General features: G+C 73.1%; 21 protein-coding genes and 2 pseudogenes. 7 read left to right on the top strand and 16 right to left on the bottom strand.

The genetic code is table 11. The features are described from left to right. Positions 1–537: 537 nt before the first annotated feature. The 6 genes and pseudogenes from OP04_RS43640 to OP04_RS43665 all read right to left on the bottom strand — a co-directional run bounded on the left by OP04_RS43640 (position 538) and on the right by OP04_RS43665 (position 6,694). Complete coding sequence (locus OP04_RS43640; protein WP_051799976.1) at positions 538–888, bottom strand: PadR family transcriptional regulator; 351 nt, start codon at positions 886–888, stop codon at positions 538–540. Between the two features lie 70 nt (positions 889–958). Next, entirely contained in the window at positions 959–1,942 is a 984-nt protein-coding gene (gene hemB, locus OP04_RS43645) for a porphobilinogen synthase (protein ID WP_033345935.1), read from the bottom strand. A gap of 27 nt (positions 1,943–1,969) precedes the next feature. Beyond that, the gene (locus OP04_RS43650) at positions 1,970–3,550 is read right to left on the bottom strand and encodes a bifunctional uroporphyrinogen-III C-methyltransferase/uroporphyrinogen-III synthase (protein WP_033345936.1); all 1,581 of its coding nucleotides are present in this window, start codon (positions 3,548–3,550) and stop codon (positions 1,970–1,972) included. 131 nt (positions 3,551–3,681) lie between these two features. Then, positions 3,682–4,605, bottom strand: a pseudogene (gene hemC, locus OP04_RS43655) (hydroxymethylbilane synthase); the annotation flags it as partial. 2 nt (positions 4,606–4,607) lie between these two features. Beyond that, entirely contained in the window at positions 4,608–5,924 is a 1,317-nt protein-coding gene (locus OP04_RS43660; protein ID WP_033345937.1) for a glutamyl-tRNA reductase, read from the bottom strand. Continuing rightward, positions 5,921–6,694: a redox-sensing transcriptional repressor Rex gene (locus OP04_RS43665; RefSeq protein ID WP_033345938.1), complete on the bottom strand. Its 774-nt coding sequence runs from the start codon at positions 6,692–6,694 to the stop codon at positions 5,921–5,923. Before OP04_RS43665 ends, OP04_RS43660 begins: the two co-directional genes overlap by 4 nt. 409 nt (positions 6,695–7,103) lie before the next feature. Between OP04_RS43665 and OP04_RS43670 the strand changes: the two genes are divergently transcribed. Both OP04_RS43670 and OP04_RS43675 read left to right on the top strand, forming a co-directional pair. After that, entirely contained in the window at positions 7,104–8,396 is a 1,293-nt protein-coding gene (locus tag OP04_RS43670; protein ID WP_033345939.1) for a sensor histidine kinase, read from the top strand. Positions 8,397–8,406: 10 nt separating this feature from the next. After that, entirely contained in the window at positions 8,407–9,051 is a 645-nt protein-coding gene (locus OP04_RS43675; RefSeq protein ID WP_033345940.1) for a response regulator, read from the top strand. Here OP04_RS43675 and OP04_RS43680 read toward each other — a convergent pair. Together OP04_RS43680 and OP04_RS43685 are read right to left on the bottom strand one after the other, a co-directional pair. Beyond that, positions 9,048–9,692 carry an HAD family hydrolase gene (locus OP04_RS43680; protein WP_033345941.1) on the bottom strand — a complete coding sequence of 215 codons (645 nt, stop codon included), beginning with the start codon at positions 9,690–9,692 and terminating at the stop codon, positions 9,048–9,050. The two genes, OP04_RS43675 and OP04_RS43680, sit on opposite strands and share 4 nt — an antisense overlap. Before the next feature lie 17 nt (positions 9,693–9,709). Then, positions 9,710–9,967, bottom strand: a complete 258-nt coding sequence (locus OP04_RS43685) for a glutaredoxin family protein (RefSeq protein ID WP_033345996.1) — start codon at positions 9,965–9,967, stop codon at positions 9,710–9,712. A gap of 504 nt (positions 9,968–10,471) precedes the next feature. On the opposite strand from OP04_RS43685, the gene OP04_RS43690 reads away from it, so the two are divergent. The 5 genes and pseudogenes from OP04_RS43690 to OP04_RS43705 all read left to right on the top strand — a co-directional run bounded on the left by OP04_RS43690 (position 10,472) and on the right by OP04_RS43705 (position 14,374). Continuing rightward, positions 10,472–11,278 carry an ECF subfamily RNA polymerase sigma factor, BldN family gene (locus tag OP04_RS43690; protein WP_232323962.1) on the top strand — a complete coding sequence of 269 codons (807 nt, stop codon included), beginning with the start codon at positions 10,472–10,474 and terminating at the stop codon, positions 11,276–11,278. Between the two features lie 154 nt (positions 11,279–11,432). Beyond that, positions 11,433–11,918, top strand: a pseudogene (locus OP04_RS56170) (DUF5667 domain-containing protein); the annotation flags it as partial. A 65-nt stretch (positions 11,919–11,983) separates the two neighbouring features. After that, positions 11,984–12,256 (top strand): hypothetical protein, encoded by a 273-nt coding sequence (locus tag OP04_RS43695; protein WP_033345943.1) that lies wholly within the window; start codon positions 11,984–11,986, stop codon positions 12,254–12,256. Between the two features lie 151 nt (positions 12,257–12,407). Beyond that, complete coding sequence (locus OP04_RS43700; protein ID WP_033345997.1) at positions 12,408–13,274, top strand: HAD family hydrolase; 867 nt, start codon at positions 12,408–12,410, stop codon at positions 13,272–13,274. Further along, entirely contained in the window at positions 13,271–14,374 is a 1,104-nt protein-coding gene (locus tag OP04_RS43705) for a hypothetical protein (RefSeq protein ID WP_033345944.1), read from the top strand. The genes OP04_RS43700 and OP04_RS43705 overlap by 4 nt, the downstream gene beginning before the upstream one ends. Here OP04_RS43705 and OP04_RS43710 read toward each other — a convergent pair. The 8 genes from OP04_RS43710 to OP04_RS43740 all read right to left on the bottom strand — a co-directional run bounded on the left by OP04_RS43710 (position 14,367) and on the right by OP04_RS43740 (position 22,415). Continuing rightward, on the bottom strand, positions 14,367–15,242 hold the full coding sequence (locus OP04_RS43710; RefSeq protein ID WP_033345945.1) for an LLM class flavin-dependent oxidoreductase: 876 nt from the start codon (positions 15,240–15,242) through the stop codon (positions 14,367–14,369). The genes OP04_RS43705 and OP04_RS43710 overlap by 8 nt on opposite strands. 723 nt (positions 15,243–15,965) lie before the next feature. After that, entirely contained in the window at positions 15,966–16,814 is an 849-nt protein-coding gene (locus OP04_RS43715) for a lysophospholipid acyltransferase family protein (RefSeq protein ID WP_033345998.1), read from the bottom strand. Between the two features lie 506 nt (positions 16,815–17,320). Beyond that, positions 17,321–18,382, bottom strand: coding sequence for an NAD-dependent epimerase/dehydratase family protein (locus OP04_RS43720; protein WP_033345946.1), 1,062 nt, complete (start codon positions 18,380–18,382; stop codon positions 17,321–17,323). Between the two features lie 89 nt (positions 18,383–18,471). Beyond that, the gene (locus OP04_RS52620; RefSeq protein WP_007465623.1) at positions 18,472–18,573 is read right to left on the bottom strand and encodes a 30S ribosomal protein bS22; all 102 of its coding nucleotides are present in this window, start codon (positions 18,571–18,573) and stop codon (positions 18,472–18,474) included. A 218-nt stretch (positions 18,574–18,791) separates the two neighbouring features. Then, a complete protein-coding gene (locus tag OP04_RS43725) occupies positions 18,792–19,004 on the bottom strand; it encodes a helix-turn-helix domain-containing protein (RefSeq protein ID WP_033345947.1) in 213 nt (70 codons plus the stop codon). A gap of 173 nt (positions 19,005–19,177) precedes the next feature. Further along, positions 19,178–20,362 (bottom strand): ABC transporter permease, encoded by a 1,185-nt coding sequence (locus OP04_RS43730; RefSeq protein ID WP_033345948.1) that lies wholly within the window; start codon positions 20,360–20,362, stop codon positions 19,178–19,180. Continuing rightward, a complete protein-coding gene (locus tag OP04_RS43735) occupies positions 20,359–21,078 on the bottom strand; it encodes an ABC transporter ATP-binding protein (protein ID WP_033345949.1) in 720 nt (239 codons plus the stop codon). Before OP04_RS43735 ends, OP04_RS43730 begins: the two co-directional genes overlap by 4 nt. Further along, a complete protein-coding gene (locus tag OP04_RS43740) occupies positions 21,075–22,415 on the bottom strand; it encodes an efflux RND transporter periplasmic adaptor subunit (protein ID WP_033345950.1) in 1,341 nt (446 codons plus the stop codon). Before OP04_RS43740 ends, OP04_RS43735 begins: the two co-directional genes overlap by 4 nt. Positions 22,416–22,417: the final 2 nt, after the last annotated feature.

A 22,417-nucleotide genomic window follows, 5' to 3' on the forward strand; every position in this document is an offset into this window, starting at 1 on the left:
CCTCCATCACCATCCGTAACCCCCACCCACACATCCCGCCCCCACCCGCCTTTGCTCTGCTTACCTCGGGCCGAAGCACGCAAAAGCCGTGGTAGAGGCCGCGCGAGCCCGAGCGGCCGCACAGGTAAGCAGAGCAAAGGTGGGCGAGCGGAGGGGAGGCGAACCAGGAGAAGATGTGACCTTGAGTGACGAAAAGCGGCGTGATCGGTCACGGTAAATGGGTGCGCAATCGGTCACGCCGACGGGTGCGGATATGGGCTGGGCGGGGTCACCGCGGCCTTGGGGGCAGGGCGGTGAGTGCGGTGGGGCGGGAGCCGGGCCTCGACGGCGGCCTGATCGGTCGGCGCGTCGAAGGGCACAGCGCGGTGGAAAGCGGGTGGCAGACCGCGGAACTGGCGATGGGGTACGGCCAGGCGAGGGCGGGCGGCCAGGCGAGCGAGGCCGGCCGTGGAGCGAGGGGGCGCACGGAGCGGAAGGGCGCTCGTGGAACAGAGAGGTGCCCGTGGAGCGGAGGCGGCGCCGGGGAACGAGGGGTGTTCAGGGGGTGGTGAAGCCGAGGGCGAGGCCGGGGCGGCGGGTGCGGAGGCGGGCGGCGGCGGTGTCGGCGTTGCGGGTGAGGCGGGTGGTCTCGGTGGCGAGGGCGGTGGCGCCGTCGTCGGTGAGGCGGTAGTAGCGGCGGGGGCGTCCGTCGACGGTCTCCTCGCGGTCGATCTCGACCAGGCCCTCGGCGGCGAGGCGGTCCAGGGCGGCGTAGAGGGTGCCTGCCTGGAGCGTGACGGATGCGTCGGAGAGGGCGGTGACCTCGCGGATGATTCCGTAGCCGTGACGTGCCTGGTCGACCAGTGCGGTCAGGATCCAGAAGGTCGGTTCCCGCATTGCCTTCGCCATACGGCAAATATAAAGATTATCTGAGTATGGGGACAAGTCCTGGCGGGACTTGTCCCCATATCCGTGCTGCTCAGTAGCGCCGGCGCAGGAGGGCGGCGGCCTCGACGGCCCAGTAGGTCAGGATCATCTGGGCGCCGGCGCGGTGGATCGAGGTCAGCGTCTCCAGGATCGCGGCCTCGCGGTTGATCCAGCCCTGCGCGGCGGCGGCCTCGACCATCGAGTACTCACCGCTGATCTGGTACGCGACGACGGGCACGTCCACGGCGTCCGCGACCCGGGTGAGCACGTCGAGGTAGGGCAGCGCGGGCTTGACCATGACCATGTCGGCGCCCTCGGCCACGTCCAGCGAGACCTCGCGCAGCGATTCCCGCAGGTTCGCGGGGTTCTGCTGGTAGGTGCGGCGGTCGCCCTCCAGCGCGGACTCGACGGCCTCGCGGAACGGGCCGAAGAACGAGGACGCGTACTTCACGGCGTAGGCGAGGATCGCGCGGTCGGCGTAGCCTGCCGCGTCCAGCGCCTTGCGGATGACGCCGACCTGGCCGTCCATCATCCCGGACGGGCCGAGCACGCCCGCGCCGGCCGCGGCCTGGGCCACGGCCATCTGCGCGTACGCCTCCAGGGTGGCGTCGTTGTCGACGGTGCCGTCCGCGGCCAGCACGCCGCAGTGCCCGTGCGAGGTGAACTCGTCCAGGCAGACGTCGCTCATGATGACCGTGGCGTCGCCGACCTCGGCGTGGACGTCGCGCAGCGCCACGTTGAGGATGCCGTCCGGGTCGATGCCGCCGGAGCCGGTCTCGTCCTTGCGCTCCGGCACGCCGAAGAGCATCACGCCGCCGACGCCGGCCTGCACGGCCTCGACCACGGCCTTGCGCAGCGAGTCGCGGGAGTGCTGGACCACGCCGGGCATCGACGTGATCGGTCGCGGCGCGGTGAGGCCCTCCTTCACGAACATCGGCAGGATCAGCTGGGCCGGCGCCACCCGGGTCTCCTCGACCAGCCGGCGCAGGGCCGGGGTACGACGGAGACGCCGGGGGCGGACGTCGGGGTAGGACATGGTCAGCCTTCCGTGGCTACGAGCGGACTACCGGAACCGGAGCGCGGTCGGGCCCTGGACCTTCGAGCCGCGGCGCTGCTTGGCCGGCATGGCGGCCAGCTTCTCGCGCAGCTCGACGGCGTACCCGGCGAGCGCCTCCACCAGGTCGGGAACGGAGGCGTGCGGCGGCTGGACGTCGACGCGCAGGCCGAACTCGGTCGCGGTCTCCGCGGTCTTCGGGCCGATGACCGCGACGACGGTGCGCTGGTGCGGCTTGCCGGCGATGCCGACCAGGTTCCGGACGGTGGAGGACGAGGTGAAGAGCACCGCGTCGAAGCCGCCGGACTTGATCGCGTCGCGGATGTCGGCGGGCGGCGGGGCGGCCCGGACGGTCCGGTACGCGGTCACGTCGTCGACCTCCCAGCCGCGCTCGACCAGGCCGGCCGCGAGCGTCTCGGTGGCGATGTCGGCGCGCGGCAGCAGGACGCGGCCCACCGGGTCGAGGATCTCGTCGTGCGGCGAGAACTCGGCCAGCAGTCCCTCGGAGGACTGCTCGCCGGCCGGGATCAGCTCGGGCTGGATGCCGAACGCGCGCACCGCCTCCGCGGTGGCCTCGCCGATGCACGCGATCTTGACGCCGCCGAAGTGGCGCGCGTCCAGGCCGTGCTCGCCGAACTTCTCCCAGACCGCGCGGACCGCGTTGACCGAGGTGAAGACGACCCAGGCGTACCGGCCGTCGACGAGGCCCTTGATCGCGCGCTCCATCTGGGCGGGCGTGCGCGGCGGCTCGACCGCGATGGTCGGCACCTCGCACGGGATCGCGCCGTAGGCCCGCAGCCGCGCGCTCATCACGCCGGCCTGCTCCTTGGTGCGCGGGACGAGGACCTTCCAGCCGTACAGCGGGCGGTTCTCCCACCAGCTGAGCTTGTCGCGCTCGGAGACGCCCTCGCCGAGCGTGAGCACGACGCGGCCGGTGAAGCCGAGCGCGGCCGCGACGAACGAGTCGACGGACGAGGTGGTGGTGTGCTGGGTGTCGCCGGTGCCGTCGCCGGTCACGCCGACCGGTGTGGTGCCGTCGACGCCGCCGGCGAGCAGGCCGTCGCGGACCGCGGCGAGGTCGCCCGCGTCGACCGCGAGCGAGATCGAGCCGCGGCCGAGCGCGGCGGCGAGCGCCTCGAAGTCGAGCGTGGTGACGTCGTCGACGTCGCCGGCGGTGCGCACGCCGGGCAGCGGCACGCCGGCGTAGGTGGCGACGCCGGCCGCCTGGCCGATGCCGGGCACGACCTCGAAGTGCGCGGCGGTACGCGCGACCGCCTGCACCGCCTCGACCACGGTCTCGTGGCCGAACGGGTCGCCCGCGACCAGGTGCACCGCGTGCAGTCCGGAGCGGGCGGCGGAGAGCAGCACCTTCGCCACGTCCCCGGGGGCGCCCTCGGCGGGCGTGAACTGGGCGTCCTCGCCGGCCTGCGCCTTCAAAACCTCGATCAGCGTGTCCGGGAGACCCCGGTCGTAGATCACCTGGTCCGCGTCGACGACGGCGTCGTGCGCACGACGGGTCAGCAGGCCTGGGTCACCGGGGCCGGCCCCGACGAACGCGATGTGGCCTACGGCTTTACGGGTGCGGGTCATTCAGTGCTCCCAGTTACATGTGCTTCCGCGGTCCGCGGTGAGGCATTCGGAGTCGTGCCATTCGGGGGCTGGGCGGGGTTCCGGGGCGCGGCCCCGGCCGGGCTCAGCGTGGCGGCCGACCAGAGTCCGGCGGCGCCCGCGTCCAGCAGGTCGGCGGCGAGCGCCTTGCCGATCTCGACGGCGTCGGCGGGCCGGCCGGTGCGGGACAGGCGTACGTCGTGCGCGCCGTCCGTGGCGATCACGGCGCCGCGCAGGTAGATCTCGTCGCCGTCGTCGCCCTCGGCGAGCTCCGCGTACGCGCCGACGGGTGCGCTGCAGCCCGCCTCCAGCGTGGCGAGCAGTGACCGCTCGGCCGCGACCACGGCGCGGGTGGCCGGGTCGTCGAGCGTGGCGAGCAGGTCGACCATGTCGCTGTCGTCGGCCCGGCACTCGACGGCGAGCGCGCCCTGGGCGGGCGCGGGCAGCATCAGCATCGGGTCGAGTGTCTCGGCGATCTCGCCGGTGCGGCCGAGGCGGGCCAGGCCGGCGCGGGCGAGGATGACCGCGTCCAGGTCCGCGTGCGGGCCGACGACCCGGGAGATCCGGGTGTCGATGTTGCCGCGGATCGGGATGACCTCGAACTGGAGGCCGAGCGCGTTGAGCTGGGCGATGCGGCGCAGCGCGCCGGTGCCGATCCGGGCTCCGGGGGGAAGCTCGGTCAGCCGCAGCCCGCCGCGGGCGATGAGCGCGTCGCGCGGGTCCTCACGGCGGGGTACGGCCGCGATGTGCAGTCCGGGCGCGGGCGCGGTCGGCAGGTCCTTGTAGCTGTGCACCGCGAAGTCGATGTCCTTGGCGGACAGCGCGTCGCGCAGTGCGGAGACGAACACGCCGACGCCGAGCGTCTGCACGGGCGCGGCGGAGGTGTCGCCGCTGGTGACGATGCGGACGAGCTCGACCGGGCGGCCGGTGGCCTCGGTGAGCGCGGTCGCGACGCGCTGGGACTGGGCGAGCGCGAGCGCGCTGCCCCGGGTGCCCAGGCGTAGCGGGACTCCCGTCGTGCCCTGGCGCTGGGAGATGGTCACGCTTCCCCTCCGATCTCGGGTACGGCGTTGGCGTGGGTCGCCTGCGGGATGTCCAGGTCGAAGAGCTCGCGCAGCAGTGCCGCGTACTGGTCTCCGCCGGGGGTCTGGGCGAGCTGCCGGACGCGGACCGTCGGCGAGTGCAGCAGCTGCTGGACGACGCGGTGCAGGGTGCGGGCGACGTCCGCGCGCTGCTCGTCGGTGAATTCGGGGCGGCGCTGGTTGAGGCGGCGCAGTTCCGCGGTGAGCACGTCGTCGGCGCGGCCGCGCAGGGCGGCGACGGTCGGCGCCACGTCCTTGCCGCGCAGCCAGCCGAGGAAGCTCTCGACCTCGCCGGCGACGATGTTCTCGACCGCGATGGTGTCCGCGGAGGCGGGGTGGTCGCGGCGGGACTCGGCGAGCCGGTCGATGTCGAGCACGACCACGCCGGGAAGGCCGGCCGCGTCCGGTGCGACGTCGCGGGGCAGCGCGAGGTCGAGCACGACCAGCGGGTCCCGGCCGGCGCGCGCGGCGGTGGCGTCGGCGAGCAGCTCGCGGGTGAGGACGGGCGACTGGGAGGCGGTGGCGGTGACGACGAGGTCGGCCTCGCGGAGCGCGCCGGCGATGTCCCGGTAGTCGACCGGGTGGGCGCCGTACGCCTCGGCGAGCCGTGCGGCCCGCTCGGTGTTGCGGTTGGTGACGTGCAGCGGGCCGATGCCGGCGCGGCTGAGCGTGGCGACGGAGAGCGCGCCCATCGCGCCCGCGCCGATGACCAGCGCGGGGCGGCCGTCGAGCCCGCCGGGCAGGTGTTCGGCGGCGACCTCGAGCGCGGCGGTGACGACGCTCTGGCCGGCCCGGTCGATGCCGGTCTCCGCGTGGGCGCGCTTGCCGACGCGCAGGCCCTGCTGCATCAGCTCGTGCAGCAGCCGGCCGGCGGTGTCCGCCTCGGTGGCGGAGTGGTAGGCGTCGCGGAGCTGGCCGAGGATCTGCGGCTCGCCGATGACCATGGAGTCGAGCCCGGCCGCGACCTTGAACGTGTGCTCGACGGCGTCGCCGTCGAAGTGCACGTAGAGGTGACTCGCCAGTTCCGCGGGGACGTCGAAGCCGGCCTGCGCGGCGAGCACGGCGCAGATGTCGCCGAGGCCGCCGTGGAACCCGGAGACTGCCGCGTAGATCTCCACCCGGTTGCAGGTGGAGAGCACGACGGCCTCGCCCACGTACGGCTGGGCGATCAGCCGTTGCAGCATGCCGGGCAGGTCCGCGGGCGCTGTCGCGAGCCGCTCCAGCACCGGGACCGGGCTGGTGCGGTACGAAGCGCCGACGACGAGGAGTTTCACGATCCGACCGCCTCCGCAGCGTCGGTGGAATGGTGTGTTCCCGTCCCGGTCAGGCCGCCGGGCAGGGCGGTGAGCGCGGCCGCGCCGGCCGCGTTCGACTTGCGGTGCTGGTGGAAGGAGAGGATCTGGAGCTCGATGGCCAGGTCCACCTTCCGCACGTCGACGCCCCCGGGGACGCTGAGCACGCAGGGGGCGAAGTTGAGGATGCCCGTGACGCCGGCGGCCACCAGGAGGTCCGCTACGCTCTGGGCGCCGTCCGCGGGTGTGGCGATGACGCCGATCGCGATCGGGTCCTCCGCGGCGACCAGCGGGAGTTCGTCGAGGTGGCGCACGATCAGGCCGTGGATGCGCTGGCCGACGATCTCGTCGTCGACGTCGAAGAGCGCGGCGATGCGGAAGCCGCGGCTGGCGAACCCGGCATATCCGGCGAGTGCGTGGCCGAGGTTTCCCAGTCCGACGAGCACGACGGAGCGCCGCTGGTTGAGGCCGAGCACGTACTCGATCTGGTCGACGAGCAGCGCCACGTCGTAGCCGACGCCGCGGGTGCCGTACGACCCGAGGTGCGAGAGGTCCTTGCGGAGCTTGGCGGAGTTGACGCCGGCCGCGGTGGCGAGTTCTTCGCTGGAGACGGTCTCGTGCCCCGCTTCCGCCAGGTTGTGTAACGCGCGGAGGTATTCCGGCAGTCGGGCGACCGTGGCCTCGGGGAGGTCGGGTAGCACTGGGACGGCTCCGGTGTGGCCGGGCGTGCCTGGCGGTGGGTGCTGGCTCATGTGACTCCGTGCCGACGTCGCGATCCTCGACCGATCCCGCGGATCAGTCGTTGTGGAAGCCCCTCGACACCCGCCGTTACCGGCTGCCCTGACGGGGCGTGTAGAGCTAACAATGTAGGCGCTTGTGAAGGCGTGCACAAATCGCGATCTTGACCCAAGCAGTGGACAACCGGCCGCCGTCCATGCTAGCGAATTCACCGGGCTTCGTCGGTTCACCGAAGCCCTCCGTCTCCACCGGGGCGCGCCCTGAGATCGGCCCCTCGCGTTCCCGGACATCAGTATGCGCCAAATGGCTTTTATGCTGCAAATAACGCGTAAGCGCACCATGGGGCGGTAGGGAGAGCCCTACTACGAAGAGGCTGGCGGACGGGATCGGATACGTTCCCGGTGAAGGCATAGCGTTTTCGCCATGACCACGCTCCCCGCCGAATCGGAGACCGCGTCGCCGACCCCGATGCGGCAATTGTTGATCGATTCCGGATACGTCCTGATCGGTCTCCCCCTCGGGCTGATCGGCTTCGTCCTGACGCTCGTCACCGTCACGCTCGGTGCCGGGCTGTCGGTGACCGTGATCGGGCTGCCGATCCTGGCGGGCGGCCTGCTGATCGCCCGCGGGCTGGCCGATCTGGAACGGCTGCGCATCCCGAGCGTGCTGCGCGCGGAGTACATCCGGCCGTCGTACCGGCGGGCGAAGGAGAACGGCGGGCTCTGGAGCAAGGTGTTCGCGCCGATCCTGGACGCCCAGTCCTGGCTCGACTTCGCGCACGCGCTGCTGATGCTGCCCATCTCGATCATCTCGTTCATGTTCACGCTGGTCTGGTGGTGCGGCGCGCTCGCCGGCATCACGTACTGGATGTGGGACTGGACGCTGCCCTACGAACCGGACAACACCGACCTGCCGGAGCTGCTCGGCCTGCCGGACACCAGCGGCTCGCGGATCGCGGTCTACACCGCGCTCGGCATCTTCTTCGTGGTCACGCTGCCGCTGGTGGTCCGCGGGGCCGCGCTGCTCAGCGCCACCACCGGGCGGGCGCTGCTCAACAGCGTGGCGGTGATCCAGACCCGGATCACCACGCTGGAGGGGCAGCGGCGGGCCGCGGTCTCGGCGGAGGCGCACGCGCTGCGCCGGCTGGAGCGGGACATCCACGACGGCCCGCAGCAGCGCCTGGTCCGGCTGGCCATGGACCTGGGCCGCGCGCAGCAGCAGCTGGAGACGGACCCGGCGGCCGCGAAGGCCACGCTCGACGAGGCGCTGGTGCACACCGTGGACACGCTCAACGAGCTGCGCGCGCTGTCGCGGGGCATCGCGCCGCCGGTGCTCGCGGACCGGGGGCTGCCGAGCGCGCTCGCCGCGCTGGCCGGGCGCTCGTCCGTACCCGTGGAGCTGGCAGTTGATCCTGATCTTGGCACGCCGGGCGGGCGGCTGGACCCGGCCGTGGAGAACGCGGCCTACTTCGTGGCGGCCGAGGCGCTGACCAACGTGAACAAGCACAGCAACGCCACCGAGTGCTGGGTGACCGTGGCGCACGTGGAGGGCCGGGTCGGCATCTCGGTGCTGGACAACGGCGCCGGCGGCGCGCACACGGCGAAGGGACACGGCCTGGCCGGGCTGGCCGACCGGGTGCAGGCGGCCGGCGGGACGCTGCGCATCGACAGCCCGATGGGCGGGCCGACGGAGTTGCGGGTCGACCTGCCGTGCTAGACACGGGGCCATGCGTGTCGTGATCGCCGAAGATGCGGTGCTGTTGCGGGAAGGTCTCATCCGGCTGCTGACCGAGCACGGGCACGAGGTGGTCGCGGCCGTCGACTCCGGGCCCGCGCTGGTCGAGGCGGTCGGCGCGCACCGGCCGGACGTCTCGATCGTCGACGTGCGGATGCCGCCGTCGCACACGGACGAGGGGCTGCGCGCGTCCGTGCAGGCGCGGTCGCTGGTGCCGGGCACGCCGATCCTGGTCCTGTCCCAGTACGTCGAGGTGTCCTATGCGGACGATCTGCTGGCGGACCGGGTGGGCGCGATCGGCTACCTGCTCAAGGACCGGGTGGCCGCGGTCGCGGACTTCCTGGACGGCGTCACCCGGGTCGCGAACGGCGGCACCGTGCTGGACCCGGAGGTGGTCGCCCAGCTGTTCGCGCGGCGCCGCCGGGACGATCCGCTGCGTGAGCTGACGCCGCGCGAGCGGGAGGTGCTCGGGCTGATGGCCGAGGGCCGGTCGAACACCGCGATCGCCCGGAAGCTGGTGGTCAGCGACGGCGCGGTGGAGAAGCACGTGCGCAACATCTTCACCAAGCTGCAATTGCCGCCGGACGAGGAGCAGCACCGCCGGGTGCTGGCGGTGCTGACCTACCTGCGCGGCTAGAGCGTCTTCGCGATCCGCACGGCCTCGGACAGCGTGTCCGCGACCGGGAGACCGGAGGCGCGCAGCCGTTCCGGGTCGGTGAAGCCGCCGGTGTAGAGCACGGCGGCGCCGCCGACGGAGTGGGCCGCGTCCGCGTCGTCGAGCGAGTCGCCGATCAGCACGGTGTCCGCGCCGTCCACGCCGAGCTCGGCCAGGTGGCGGGCCAGGTAGCCGGCCTTGAGGTCGCCGCCGATCGTGCCGGGCAGGCCGGCGACGCGGCGGAAGTGCGAGGTCAGGCCGTACCGCGCGATGGTGGGCACGAGTTCGCTGTGGAACCACATGGACAGCAGCGACTGGTCCGTGCCCCACTCGCGCATCGCGTCGGCGGCGTCCGTGGCCAGCGCGACCGAGGTCAGGCCGTCCCGGTACGCGTCGTGGAAGATGCCGTCGAGCACGCCGAACTCGTCGGTGTCGACGGCCCGGCCGAGCACGGTCGCGTAGTACTCCGAAACCGGACGGCGGAAGTTGCGGCGGTGCTCGTCCGGCGTGACGGCGGGACCGGCGACGCTCGCGAACGCCGCGTTCGTCGCCGTGACGACAAGTTGCAGGTCGTTGAGGAGCGTGCCGTTCCAGTCCCAGACGAGGTGTGTGCGAGTGCCCATCCGAGGCACTCTAGCGCTCAGCGGGGCTGTGCCAGATCCGCCAGAAGGCGCTGTTCCTCCACCCGCCAGTAGCCGTGCTCCCGTCCGTCCAGCAGGATGACGGGGACGCGCTCACCGTACTCCCGCTCCAGCTCAAGGTCGCTTTCGACGTCGATCTCGCGGTACCGGTCGCCGGTCGCGGCGACCACCCGGTCGACCGCTTCCTTGGCCACCTGACACAGGTGGCACCCGGGCCGGGTGATGAGCGTGAGTCTGGGTTCCGTGTCCGCCTGCACGGTGAACGAGTCTGCCAGAACGCGGCGGCCGTGACCCCCGGTGGACACCGGTTACGGCGTGTCTGCCTGCAAGTGCATCCGGGCGTGTCGGGGAATCGCCCCAGGTAAGCGCCTAGTCACCACACGTATCGTTTGCCGTGACGCACACGGTGTGCGACACGGAAGTGCGGTTTCCGCGAAATACTCCTGCTCTATGTAACGGACTCCACACGTGTGGGTGAGGCAGGCCCTATCATCTCAAAGGGTCGACTCACCCCTTTTGTTATGAGTTGACACCCCTCACCCCGAGGAGGCCGTTGTGCCCGATCTTGCACCGCAACTGCACCTCACGGGTGCGTGTCCGCTCCTGGCTCACCGACCCCCCTTACCCGCCGGATGCGCCGATATGCCCTCAGTAAGAGGCTGCGCGGAGGAGGCCCAGTGACGTACGCCAACGGGTTTGTCTTTTCGGCGCGACACGCGCTCAATGACGGCCTCCACCAGCTCCGTGACTCAGTGAAGGAAATGACCGTCCTGATTCGCGCGGAAAGCACCGGCAGCGAGCGCACCCGGAACCGGCCGCCGAACCAGGCCCCCAATCAGACCCCGCCCCGCACCGGCACGCCCACCAACGGCGCCCGCGTCGGCGCGAAGGTCAAGCCGGCCCCGCCGGAGCAGCGCACCACGGACACGGCTCCGCTGCCGGTCACCGGCGCGCCCGCCCCGCCGGAGGCGCCGCAGCGCCCGTCGCGGCCGGACCCGTCGGACGCGGCCGCGGAGGTGTGGGGGCTGGTCGAACGCGCCCAGGCCGGCGAGTCCGAGGCGTTCGGGCTGATCTACGACCGCTATGTGGACACGGTCTTCCGTTTCATCTACTTCCGGGTCGGCAACCGGCAGCTCGCCGAGGACCTGACGTCGGACACGTTCCTGCGCGCGCTCAAGCGGATCGGCAGCTTCACCTGGCAGGGCCGCGACCTCGGCGCCTGGCTGGTCACGATCGCCCGCAACCTGGTCGCCGACCACTTCAAGTCCGGGCGGTACCGGCTCGAGGTCACCACCGGCGACGTGCTCGACGCCGACCGCGAGGACCGCGGGCCGGAGGGCAGCCCGGAGGCGGCCGTCGTCGACCACATCACCAACGTGGCGCTGCTCACCGCCGTGAAACAGCTCAACCCGGAGCAGCAGGAGTGCATCGTGCTCCGGTTCCTCCAGGGCTTCTCGGTCGCGGAGACCGCACAGGCGATGGGCAAGAACGAGGGCGCGATCAAGGCGCTGCAGTACCGGGCGGTGCGCACGCTGGCGCGGCTCCTGCCGGACGGGTTCCAGCCCTGACCTGTTCCCGCGAATCGTCCCGTAACCGGTCGTGCCCGTGGCCCGTTTGTCCCGGTGCGACCCATGGTGGTTCTGGCATCTTCCCGCATCGCGGTCGCCCTGGACGGCACCTTCGCCGTCCGGGTTCCCGCGACGACTGAAGGGAGGTGCCCCGGTGAGAAACGTCATCTTCGATCGTCGCCGTGCCGAACGCTTCGCCCAGCTCCTGGACGAAGCGGACGGGGGTCCCCGCCACCACGGCCGCTCACGCTCGGATGAACAGCTCGCCGAGCTGGTGGCGCTCGGCCACGGGCTCACCGGCGTCACGCCGGGCGCCGAGATCGATGCCGACTTCCGGACCGGGCTCCGGGCCATGCTGGTGGCGACCGCCGAACGCGAGGGCATCGGTCACGAGACCGGCGACGCGCGCACACCGGTCGCCCGCCTGCTCCAGGCCGGCACCGCGGCGGACGCCGCCGGACGCCGGCTGCGTGCCCGCGGCGCGGTCGTGGTCGGCGTCATCGCCGGCGCGGTCGCACTGTCCGGCATGTCCGCCGCCAGCTCGGACGCGAATCCGGGCGACGCGCTCTACACCGTGAAGCGGCAGACCGAACGGGCCCAGCTGGCGCTCGCCGGCTCGGACGAGGACAAGGGCCGGCTCGTCAACGGCCAGCGGCGCCAGATCGGCGGCTTCCTCGACACGCTCTCCGGGGCGACGGCGCGCCCGTGCACGGCAACAGCGGCCAGCGCGCGCAGGACCAGGTCGCCGACCGGCAGCCGGACGGCGGCACGCCCGCCACCGGCACACCGGCCGGCCCGGGTGCGACCGTGCCCGCGGCCACCGCCACCCCGGCCCCGCCGGCCGGCACCGCCACGCCCGGCAAGGTGTCCGAGCCGGTCACCGAGCTGCCGCAGCCGGTCGTGCCCGAGCCGGAGCCGAGCCCCACCCCGGAGAGCAACATGCTCCAGGACCTGCTCGGCGGCCTGCTCGGCGGCTGACCGCACCACCGGAAACACGCACGCGGGCCGCCCGACCACCTGGTCGGGCGGCCCGCGCGTAGTTCACCCCCGGGATCCGCGCACTCCGCTCGGCGCGACGGCTACGCTCGCGTGAGCGATCGCTCCGATGCCCAAGGGAAGGGAGATCCCGGTGCCCCGCATTCGCAAGGTGACCGTGAGCACGGACGCGCAAGGTCACACCGCGGGCTGGGTCTCGACCGACCTGGAAGCGGCGCTCATCGCGAAACCGGACCCGGGCGCGGCCGCGTTCTTCGACCTGGACAACACGCTGATGCAGGGCGCCTCGCTGTACTGGTTCGCGCGCGGCCTCGCCGCCCGCCGCTACTTCACGGCCCGCGACGTCGCCCGGTTCGCCTGGCAGCAGGCCCGTTTCCGGCTGGTCAGCGAGCACACCGGGCACATCTCCGGCGCGCGCGACATCGCGCTGGCGTTCTTCCGCGGCTGGAAGGTCGAGGAGGTCGAGCGCCTCGCCGAGGAGATCTTCGACGAGCTGATGGCGGTCCGGATCTGGCCCGGCACGCACGCGCTCGCCCAGACCCACCTGGACGACGGCCAGCGCGTCTGGCTGGTCACCGCCGCCCCGATCGAGATAGGGCGGGTCATCGCGCAGCGGCTCGGGCTGACCGGCGCGATCGGCACGGTCGCGGAGGTGTCCGACGGGGCGTACACCGGCAGACTGGTCGGCGACCTGATGCACGGCGCGGCGAAGGCGGTCGCGGTCCGGCAGCTGGCCGTGGTCGAGGGCCTGGACCTGCGGCGGTGCGCCGCCTACAGCGACTCGGCCAACGACCTGCCGATGCTGACCTGCGTGGGCAGCGCCGTCGCGATCAACCCGGACGCCGCGCTGCGCCGCATGGCCCGCGCGAAGGGCTGGCAGATCCGCGACTTCCGCACCGCGCGCAAGGCCGCCAGGATAGCGGTGCCGGTCGCGATCGCCACCGGCGTGGCCGCGGGCGCCGTGCTGACCATGGCCGTCCGCCGCCGGGCGGCCCGGTGACGGTGGGAGCACTACGGCACCGCCTCGGGCTGGCGGCGGCGCTGATCGCCACCGTCGTCCTGATCGTCCTGCCGAACGACGCGGACCAGGCAAAGAACACGGTGCAGACCGGCCCGGTCGGCCCGGCCGAGGCGTGGCCGGGCGTGCCGCTCGGCGAGTTCCCCGGCAACGTGCCGGACGGGCCCGCGTTCGCCCCGGCGTACTTCCTCGACCGGACCACCGCGATCGGCACCGCGCCCAGCCCGGACGGCGCCTCGGTCCGGCTGCTGCGCCGCACCGGCGACGGCACGCTGCGCGAGCTCCGCCGTCTCCCCTACTCCTCGTCGCCGCAGTTCGGCGGCTTCGCCACCGACGGCGCGGAGCTGGCCTGGGCGGAGTCGATGTCCGGCGACGACGGCGTCACCCGCACCGAGATGTGGGCGATGGCACTGCCGGACGGCGCACCCCGGCGGCTCACCGCCGACACCGGCGACGTGGTCTTCTTCAACTCCGAGTTCGACATGCTGATCGCGGACGGCGCGCTCTACTGGGCCGAGGTCGCGGCCACCACCGAGGCGGCCACGCTGATCCGGTCCGTGCCGCTGGCCGGCGGCACGGTCACCACCGGCAGCGAGGACGGCGCCTGGGCGATGTCCGCATTCCCGTGGCTGGTCAGCGCGGAGAGCGGCGCGGCCGCGCTGCCCCGGTTGCGGGACTGGAAGAACCACCGCGAGCTGACCGTCCCCGCCACCGGCACCGAGCTGGTCACCTGCGGCAGCACCTGGTGCCGGGTGCTGGTCGTCTCCGCGGACGGCCCGGCCCGGACCGACCTGATGCGCCCCGACGGCGCCGACCGCCGCCGGATGGCCGGTGGCGCCGCGATGGCCGCGGTCACCGACGTGGGCGTGCTCGACCGGTTCGAGGTGCTCACCGAGGCCGGCCCGGACACGATCCCGACCAGCAGCCAGATCCTCTACGTCTACGACATCACGAAGCAGCAGACCGTGCGCGTCGCGGACGGCGTCGGCATGATCCAGACCCGCAACGGCGTGCTCTGGTGGTCCACCGGCGCGGACACCGACATCGTCTGGCACACGCTGCCGCTGCGCGCGATCAGCTGAGCAGCGGCCGGACCTCCCGCGCCACGAACCGGACGAACCCCTCAGGATCCGGCTCGTCCGCGGTCGGCTGCAGCACGATCGTGTCCGCGCCCGCGTCCACCCACCGCCGCAGCCCCGCCGCGATCGTGGCCGCGTCGCCGCTCACCGAGATGTCCTCCACCGGGTCCGTCATCCCCCACGACGCGTGCCAGCGGGCCAGCCGCTCCGCGTGATCGTCGCCGGTCGCGGCCGGCACGTACACCGCCAGCCGGTGCGCCGGGTCCCGCCCCGCCGTCGCCCGCCCCTCCTCGACCAGTGCCTTCGCCCGCCGGGTCTCCTCCGGCGTGGTCCCGCCGGACAGAATCGTCACGTCCCCGACCTCGCCGCACAGCCGCAGCGACCGCGGCCCCGACGCGCCCACCAGCAGCGGCAACGGCCCCTTCGGCTTCCACTCCAGCTCCACGCCGTCCAGCTTCACGTACCGCCCGTCCGTGGTGACCCGCTCCCCGTCGAGCAGCGCGCGCAACGCCACCGTGTACTCCCGCATCAACGTCACCGGCGACTCCGCCCGCGCGCCCACCTGCCCCATCCAGTCCTGCACGCCGTGCCCGATGCCGAGCATCGACCGCCCCGGGAACATCCGCTCCAGATTCGCCGCCTCCATCGCGGTCAGCGCCACGTTCCGCAACGGCGCCGGCAGCAGCCCGACCACCACCCTCAACCGCTCCGTCCAGGCCAGCGCCGCCGCCGCACTCGTGGTCCCGCTCTCGAAGAAGCAGTCCTCCCACAACCACAGCTCCTCCAGCCCCGCCTCCTCCGCGGCCCGTGCCACACCTCTCAGCCGTTCCGGCTCCCACTGCGGCACGAAAACCGCCCCAAGCGTCGTCATCCCCTCATCCTGCCCAGCCCACCCCGAAGATCCAGCCTTTCCCACATCCCCCTCGGCCGCTCCCCGCAGCCCTTCACCCCTCACGACATCAACCCCAAAACCCAGATCTTCCCGCTCACGCCGTGGTCCGGCCCGCATGCTCCCGCGGGCAAACCTCCGACGTGCCGAAGACTCCGCTTGCGCTCCGCTTCGGCCCGCCGATCGGAGCCGGTCCCGCCGTGGCCGGCCAACCCCCGCGCCCGTTCCCCCACCACCGCCCCCGTCGGTGGCTCCCCTCCCTCTCCGCAAGATCAAGCCCCGGGTCTCCCACCCCACCCCCGCGCAGACTTTGCTCTGCTTACAAGGGGTCAAAGTTGCGACGCGCCCGAGTCGAGGCTCTGCTCACGGCCGTATTGGCACGAACTTCGCCGCGTCCTGCGGCACGGGCGCTTGGCGCCCGAAATTTCGCATTCAGCGCCCTGGAGCGGTGGCGGCACTCCGGGCGCAACAGATCTGGCCGAAACGGCTTCGCGCCCGTTGCCGGTCACCCTTGCCCGGCATGCCGAACCGTCTGCCCCGCCGGCTGTCATTCCGTGGCGCCGTGAACGCGTGCGGAAGCCGGAGCGCGCCACTACCGCCGCGAGCTGCACGTTTGGTACGGATATGCGCAACCTTGAGCCCCGGTAAGCAGAGCAAAGCGGGGCGGAGGGCAGGGGGTGGGAGCGCGGGAAGGCGATCTTGGGGCTAGAGGCCGAAGGGGTCGGGGCGGGACTTCAGCAGGGTGTGGAGCGTGTGCTGGATGGTCTCGCGGACCTGGTCGGCCAGGTTGTAGACGACCAAGGGGTCGTCGGCCTGATCCCGCAGGTGCTCGGTCGGGATCGGGGGGCAGAACTGGATCAGCCACTTGCTCGGCAGCGGGACCAGGCCCAGCGGGCCCAGCGCCGGGAACGTGGGGGTGACCGGGAAGAACGGGAGGCCGAGCAGGCGGGCGACCGGCTTCAGGTCGGCCAGCATCGGGTAGGCCTCCTCGGCGCCGACGATGGCGACCGGGACGATCGGCGCGCCGGTGCGCAGCGCGGCGGCGACGAAACCGCCGCGGCCGAAACGCTGGAGCTTGTAGCGCTGGGAGTAGCCCTTGCCGATGCCCTTGAAGCCCTCAGGAAAGACACCGACCACCTCTCCGGTACGCAGCAGGCGCTCCGCGTCCGGATTACAGGCGACCGTGGTGCCGGACTTGCGGGCCAGCTCGGAGACGACCGGCATGCGGAAGATCAGGTCGGCGCCGAGCAGGCGCAGGTGCCGGTCCTGCGGGTGCTGGTCGCGGAGCGCGACGGAGAGCATCAGCGCGTCCAGGGCGACCGTGCCGGAGTGGTTGCCGACCACCAGCGCGCCGCCCTCGGCGGGCACGTGGTCGACGTCCAGCACCTCGGTGCGGAACCACTCGCGGTAGAGCGGCTTCAGCAGGGGGTGGAAGACCTCGTCGGTGAGCTCGGCGTCGAACCCGAACTCGTCGACGTCGTACTGCCCGGAGAGCCGGCGGCGCAGGAAGGAGAGCGCGCCGGCCACCCGCTGGTCCCACACGTCTCCCACGATGCCGTCCGGGTCGCCGGTCGCGGGCGCTTCCGTGGCATAAGCATCATCGGTGGCGTAGGTCTCGCCGTCGGCAATCGAGTCGACGGCGGTCTCCCCGGCCGAGGTCGGGCCGACTGCGGCCTCACCGTCGGCGCTCGACCCGGTCCTGGCGTCGCCGGCGGCGGTCGGCTCAGCATCGGTCGAGTCGGCCAAGGGGGCGCCGGCGGCGGCCGGCTCACCAGCGGCCGGGCCGGCGGCGGCCTCACCAGCGGTCGGGCCGGCGGCGGCCGGGTCAACCGCGATCGGGCCGGCGGCGGCCTCACCAGTGGCGGCCGGGTCGACCGCGGCCGGGTCGGCGGTGGCCTCTCCCGCGGCGGGGGTGCCTGCGGCGGGGGTGCCGGCAGCTGTGCCCGGCGGGAAACCGTTCTGGGCGGGGACGGAAGGGTGGTGGCCGTTGCTGCGGCGGGGCATGGGGGCCGGGTCGTGCGGGCGGAACTCGGTGCCGGGCAGGAAGTCGCCGCGATCGCTCATGATGCGGCCTCCTGGCGGGCGGCGCGCACCCGGCGGATCGAGTCCAGGATCGAGTGCTCGGCGGTGGCCAGGCGCTCGGGCGAGACCAGTGCGCCGCCGAGGTGGGCCTGGATGAAGTCGTCGAACGCGGCCGCGGTGGAGCGGGGGGTGAAGCCGAACTCGCGGATCAGCCGGGTGGTGTCGACGACGCGGCCGTGCACGAACAGGTCGACCTGGTCCAGGCCGCTCTGGCCGAAGCCGGCGGCGCGGGCGGCCGAGAGCGCGCCGGCCAGGCCGGGCTCGGGCAGCGGTACGGCGACGCGGCCGGCCCGGCGGATCGCCTGGGAGAGCGCGAGCACGCCCTCGCCGGCCACGTTGAACGTGCCGGGGTGGTCCTCGACGACGGACCGGTGCAGCACCTCGAGCGCGTCGTCGACGTGCACGAACTGCAGCCGCGCGTCGCGGCCGAGCACGGTCGGGACGAACGGCTGGGAGAAGTAGCGGGTCAGCGACGTGTCCGCGCGGGAGCCGATGAACGGCGCGAAGCGGAGCACGGTGCCGATGACGTCGGGGCGACGGCGGCGGAATCCGCGCAGGTAGCCCTCGATGTCGAGGATGTCGCGGGCGAAGCCGCCGCGGGGGACCTCGCGCGGCTCGGTGTCCTCGGTGAAGACGGCCGGGTCGCGGAAGGACGCGCCGTACGCGGCGGTCGACGACCGGATGACGAGTTTGCGGAGTTTCGGTGCCTGCTGGCAGGCCGCGAGCAGCTGCATGGCGCCGATGACGTTGTGTTCCTTCATCGCGCCGCGCCCGCCCTGGATGGCGTACGGCGAGCTGGTGATCGCGAGGTGGACGACCGCTTCGACGTCGAGGTCGGCGAGGACCGACCCGGCGGACCGGAGGTCGACCCGCACCAGTTCGACGCCGTGCAGCGTGTCGGCCAGCGCGGCGGGCGGATCGGCCGGGTCGAGCCCGATGACCTGCCCGATGCGCGGGTCGGCCGCGAGGCGCGCGGCCACGTGCGCGCCCAGGAAACGGCTCACCCCGGTGACCACGACGGTCCCCGGCGAATCACTCACGAGCGCCTCCGTGGCCGCATGGTAAGACCCTGCTGGGCAAGTTATCCCTGCGCCGGACCCTGATCTGAGCGGCCCGGCGCGACGTGGGATTACTTGCCGAGACGGCGACGCTGGACGCGGGTCTTGCGCAGCAGCTTGCGGTGCTTCTTCTTGGCCATACGCTTGCGGCGCTTCTTGACCACCGAGCCCATACGACAGCCCCTTCAATCGTTGTTGTTGCGATCCTGTGGGCTCGGCAGGTCACGGGGCGTGACGCCGGGCACCGACGAGACAGTGGACCGGAACGCCCGCGAGCGCGTCAAGCACCGGGCTTCAGCGGCCGGGCACCGGCGCGAGCCAGCGAGAGTATGAGTCCGAGTCCGTTCCAGGGTACCCGTGCACGACTGGGCGACAAACGCGACCCTGCCGGTCAGGCCGATTCGGAGAACGCGCCGCGCAGATATTCGTGGACCGCGTGCTCCGGAACGCGGAACGATCGGCCCACCCGGACGGCGGTCAGCTCGTTGCTGTGCACGAGCCGGTAGACGGTCATCTTGGACACCCGCATCAGCGTGGCGACCTCGGCAACGGTGAGGAAACGGACCTCCGGCAGCCGGCCCTCTGCGTGTGATGCTCCGGCCATGCGCTCACAACCCATCGACCCCGAGCGCGCACCCCCTCCGGGCAACGCGCGTGTAATTAGTACGGTAACGGGGCGGCTGTTAACGGCGCGAGACCTTCTGAAAACTCACAGTGATCGCGTCAAGTCGACACGCCGGTTTTATGGCGTCATATGCGGTTAATGTCCGGCTCGGGTTATTCGCTCCGGAGCGCCACGACCGGGTCCAGCCGCCCGGCCCGCTGGGCCGGCGCCACGCCGAAGACGATGCCGACCGCGGCGGACACCCCGAACGCCAGCGCCAGCGACCACCAGGTGATCGAGGCCGGAACCGGGGACAACGCGCCGACCAGCAGCGACGAGCCCACGCCCAGCCCCATGCCGAGCACGCCGCCGACCGTGGTGAGCAGCACCGCCTCCAGCAGGAACTGCAGGCCGATGTCGCGCGGCCGGGCGCCGACGGCCTTGCGCAGGCCGATCTCCCGGGTCCGCTCCCGCACCGAGACCAGCATGATGTTGGAGACACCGACGCCGCCGACCAGCAGCGAGATCCCGGCGATCGCGGCCAGCACGCCGGTCAGCACGCCGAGGATGTCGCCGAGCACGCCCAGGATCTGCTCCTGGGTGACGGCGCTGAACTCGGTGTCCGGGTGCCGCTGCGAAAGCTCCGCGACGACTCGGGCGCGCAGGTCGTCGATGTGTTCCCGGTCCGGTGCCTTGATCGCCAGGCCGTCGACCCGGTCCACGCCGAGCAGCCGCTGCGCCGCGCTGATCGGGATGTGGATCTCGTCGTCCCGGTCCACGCCCAGGCTCTGGCCCAGCGGCGCGAACAGGCCGGACACCCGGAACCGGACGCCCGCGACCGTCACCTGCTGCCCTATCGGGTCCCGGTCCGGGAACAGCGCCCGCGCCACGGTCGCGCCCAGCACCGCCACCCGGCGGCCGGTCCGCACGTCCGACTCGGTGAAGTAGCGGCCCCGGCCGACCGGGCGGTCGAACACCTCCGGCGTGGTGGCCAGCACGCCCTGGACCGTGGTGAACCGCTCGCGCCCGCCAGCCCGGACCGTCTCGCCGGACGCGACCGTGGCGGTCACCCGGCGCGGGTCGCCGACCACCTCCGCCACCGCGTCCGCGTCCCGCAGCGACAGGCGGGAGGCCGAGGGCGCGGAGCCGAACTCGAGCCGGCCCGGGACCACCAGCATCAGGTTCGACCCGAGGCCCTCGACCTGCGCCTCCACCTCGTTCTTCGCACCGGTGCCGATCGCGACCAGGACCACCACCGCGCCGACGCCGATGATCACGCCGAGCATGGTCAGCGCGCTGCGCAACCGGTTCGCCCGCAGCGCGTCCAGCGCGACCCGCCACGCCTCGGCGAGCCTCACGGCGTACCCCCGGACGGCTCTTGATCTGTCTGTGCGCTGTCCGACGCGACCCGGCCGTCGCGCATGGCGATCTGGCGGCGGGCGCGGGCAGCCACGTCCCGATCGTGGGTGACCAGCACGACCGCCACGCCGGACTCCGCGTTCAGCGTCTCCAGCAGGTGCAGCACGGACTCGCCGGTGGCGCTGTCCAGGTTGCCGGTCGGCTCGTCCGCGAGCAGCACGGACGGGCCGGTGACCAGCGCGCGGGCGATCGCGACCCGCTGCTGCTCGCCGCCGGACATCTGGTTCGGCCGGTGGGTGAGGCGGTGGCCGAGACCGACGCGCTCCAGCATCTCCGCGGCCGCGGCCCGGCGTTTGCGGGCGCCGAGACCACGGTAGACCAGCGGGAGCGCCACGTTCTCCACCGCGGAGGTACGCGGCAGCAGGTGGAACGCCTGGAACACGAAGCCGATCACCTCGTTGCGCAGCCGGGCCAGCTCCGCCGGGGACAGGCCGGCCACGTCCCGGCCGTCGAGCCGCAGCCGCCCGCTGGTCGGCCGGTCCAGGCCGCCGAGCAGGTGCATCAGCGTGCTCTTGCCGGACCCGGACGGCCCGACGATCGCCACGTAGTCGCCGCGCTCCACGGTCAGGCTCACCTCGCGCAGCGCCCGCACGGAGAAACCCTCCAGCCGGTACGTCCGGGCCACGCGCTCGGCCTCGACCGCGGGCCCGGTCACGGCACCCGCTGGCCGTCGGTCACCCGGTCGGTGCCACGCACCACGATCGTCTGGCCGGCTCTCAGGCCGCGCACGATCTGCACCGCGTCCTGGCCCTGCACGCCGACGGACACGTCCACCCGTTCCGCGCGGCCGCCGTCGACGACCCAGACCGCCTCGCCGCCGGACTCGGTGGAGAAGACCGCGGCGGCCGGGACCGTCACCGTGTCCGCCGCCTCGCGGACCCGCAGGTGGGCGACCGCGCTCATGCCCGGCCGGGGCATCGGTGCGGCGCCGCCGTCGGCCAGCGTGCCGTCGGCCAGCGTGATCCGGACCCGGTACGACACGCCGCCCCGCGCCGACTCCGTGGGCAGCAGGTCGATCGACGCCACCGTGCCGGGGTAGCGGGCGCCGGCCGCGGCGTCCAGCTCCACGTCCGCGACCGCGCCCTCGGTGACCAGCAGCACGTCCGTCTCGTCGACCTCTGCGGTCACGGCCGGCGCGGACACGTCCACGACGGTCAGCACCGCGGTGCCGGCGCCGACGTAGCCGCCGACCGGGACGGCCGGGTCCACGCCCGCGGGCGGTCCCGCGCCGGTGGGCAGCTCGACAGCGCCGGCCGCGCCCTGCAGCAGGTCGGTGAGGCCGGGCGCGGACGGTGCGCTCGCGCCGCCGAGCTGGACCACGCCCGCGATCGGCGACCGCAGCGTGAGCGCGTCGACCGTGCCCTTGGCCAGGTCGTAGGCCTGATCGGCCTGCAGCCGCTGCGCGGTGGCCAGCGCGCCGACCGCGGACCCGAGGCCCGCCACCCCGTCCTGCACGGCCCGGGTCGCGGCCGCCACCGCGGCGGACGCGGCGTCGTACCGGTGCTTCGCGGCCTCGACCTCGTGCAGCAGCGTGGCCCGGACCTGCGCGTCCGCGACCTGTGCGGCGGCGGCGCGGGCAGCCCGGAACGACTCCGCCGCGGCCGCGTCCGTCTCCCGCTGCGCCGTGCCGAGCCCGCTGCCGGAGGACCCGCCGGAGTAGCCCGCCTGGGCGGCCGCGTCGCGCGTGCGCGCGGCCGCGTCCAGCCGGGCCGTGGCCTCCGGCGAGTCGATGACGGCGACGATCTGGCCGGGCCGGACCTGGTCACCGGCACTGACCAGCAGTTCCTTGAGCGTGCCGGCGGACGCGGCGGTCAGCGTGGCCGCGGACCGGGCGGTGACGGTTGCGGGCGCGTCCACGATCTCGGCGACCGCGCCGAGCCGCACCTCGCCGACGTCCACGCCGGACGGCTGCTCCTCGCAGGACGCCGCCGTCATCCCGGCCGTCACCAGGACGGCGGCCAGGAGGGCGAGGGGGCGGCTGCGCGCGGTCATCG

It is taken from the genome of Catenuloplanes japonicus (genome assembly GCF_000717135.1).
Taxonomy (GTDB): domain Bacteria; phylum Actinomycetota; class Actinomycetes; order Mycobacteriales; family Micromonosporaceae; genus Catenuloplanes; species Catenuloplanes japonicus.

Coding starts and splice junctions, on each gene's coding strand:
- OP04_RS43640 (WP_051799976.1), bottom strand. CDS start 888: ATGGCGAAGGCAATGCGGGAACCGACCTTCTGGATCCTGACCGCACTG.
- hemB (WP_033345935.1), bottom strand. CDS start 1,942: ATGTCCTACCCCGACGTCCGCCCCCGGCGTCTCCGTCGTACCCCGGCC.
- OP04_RS43650 (WP_033345936.1), bottom strand. CDS start 3,550: ATGACCCGCACCCGTAAAGCCGTAGGCCACATCGCGTTCGTCGGGGCC.
- OP04_RS43665 (WP_033345938.1), bottom strand. CDS start 6,694: ATGAGCCAGCACCCACCGCCAGGCACGCCCGGCCACACCGGAGCCGTC.
- OP04_RS43670 (WP_033345939.1), top strand. CDS start 7,104: ATGACCACGCTCCCCGCCGAATCGGAGACCGCGTCGCCGACCCCGATG.
- OP04_RS43675 (WP_033345940.1), top strand. CDS start 8,407: ATGCGTGTCGTGATCGCCGAAGATGCGGTGCTGTTGCGGGAAGGTCTC.
- OP04_RS43680 (WP_033345941.1), bottom strand. CDS start 9,692: ATGGGCACTCGCACACACCTCGTCTGGGACTGGAACGGCACGCTCCTC.
- OP04_RS43690 (WP_232323962.1), top strand. CDS start 10,472: ATGACCGTCCTGATTCGCGCGGAAAGCACCGGCAGCGAGCGCACCCGG.
- OP04_RS43710 (WP_033345945.1), bottom strand. CDS start 15,242: ATGACGACGCTTGGGGCGGTTTTCGTGCCGCAGTGGGAGCCGGAACGG.
- OP04_RS52620 (WP_007465623.1), bottom strand. CDS start 18,573: ATGGGCTCGGTGGTCAAGAAGCGCCGCAAGCGTATGGCCAAGAAGAAG.
- OP04_RS43725 (WP_033345947.1), bottom strand. CDS start 19,004: ATGGCCGGAGCATCACACGCAGAGGGCCGGCTGCCGGAGGTCCGTTTC.
- OP04_RS43740 (WP_033345950.1), bottom strand. CDS start 22,415: ATGACCGCGCGCAGCCGCCCCCTCGCCCTCCTGGCCGCCGTCCTGGTG.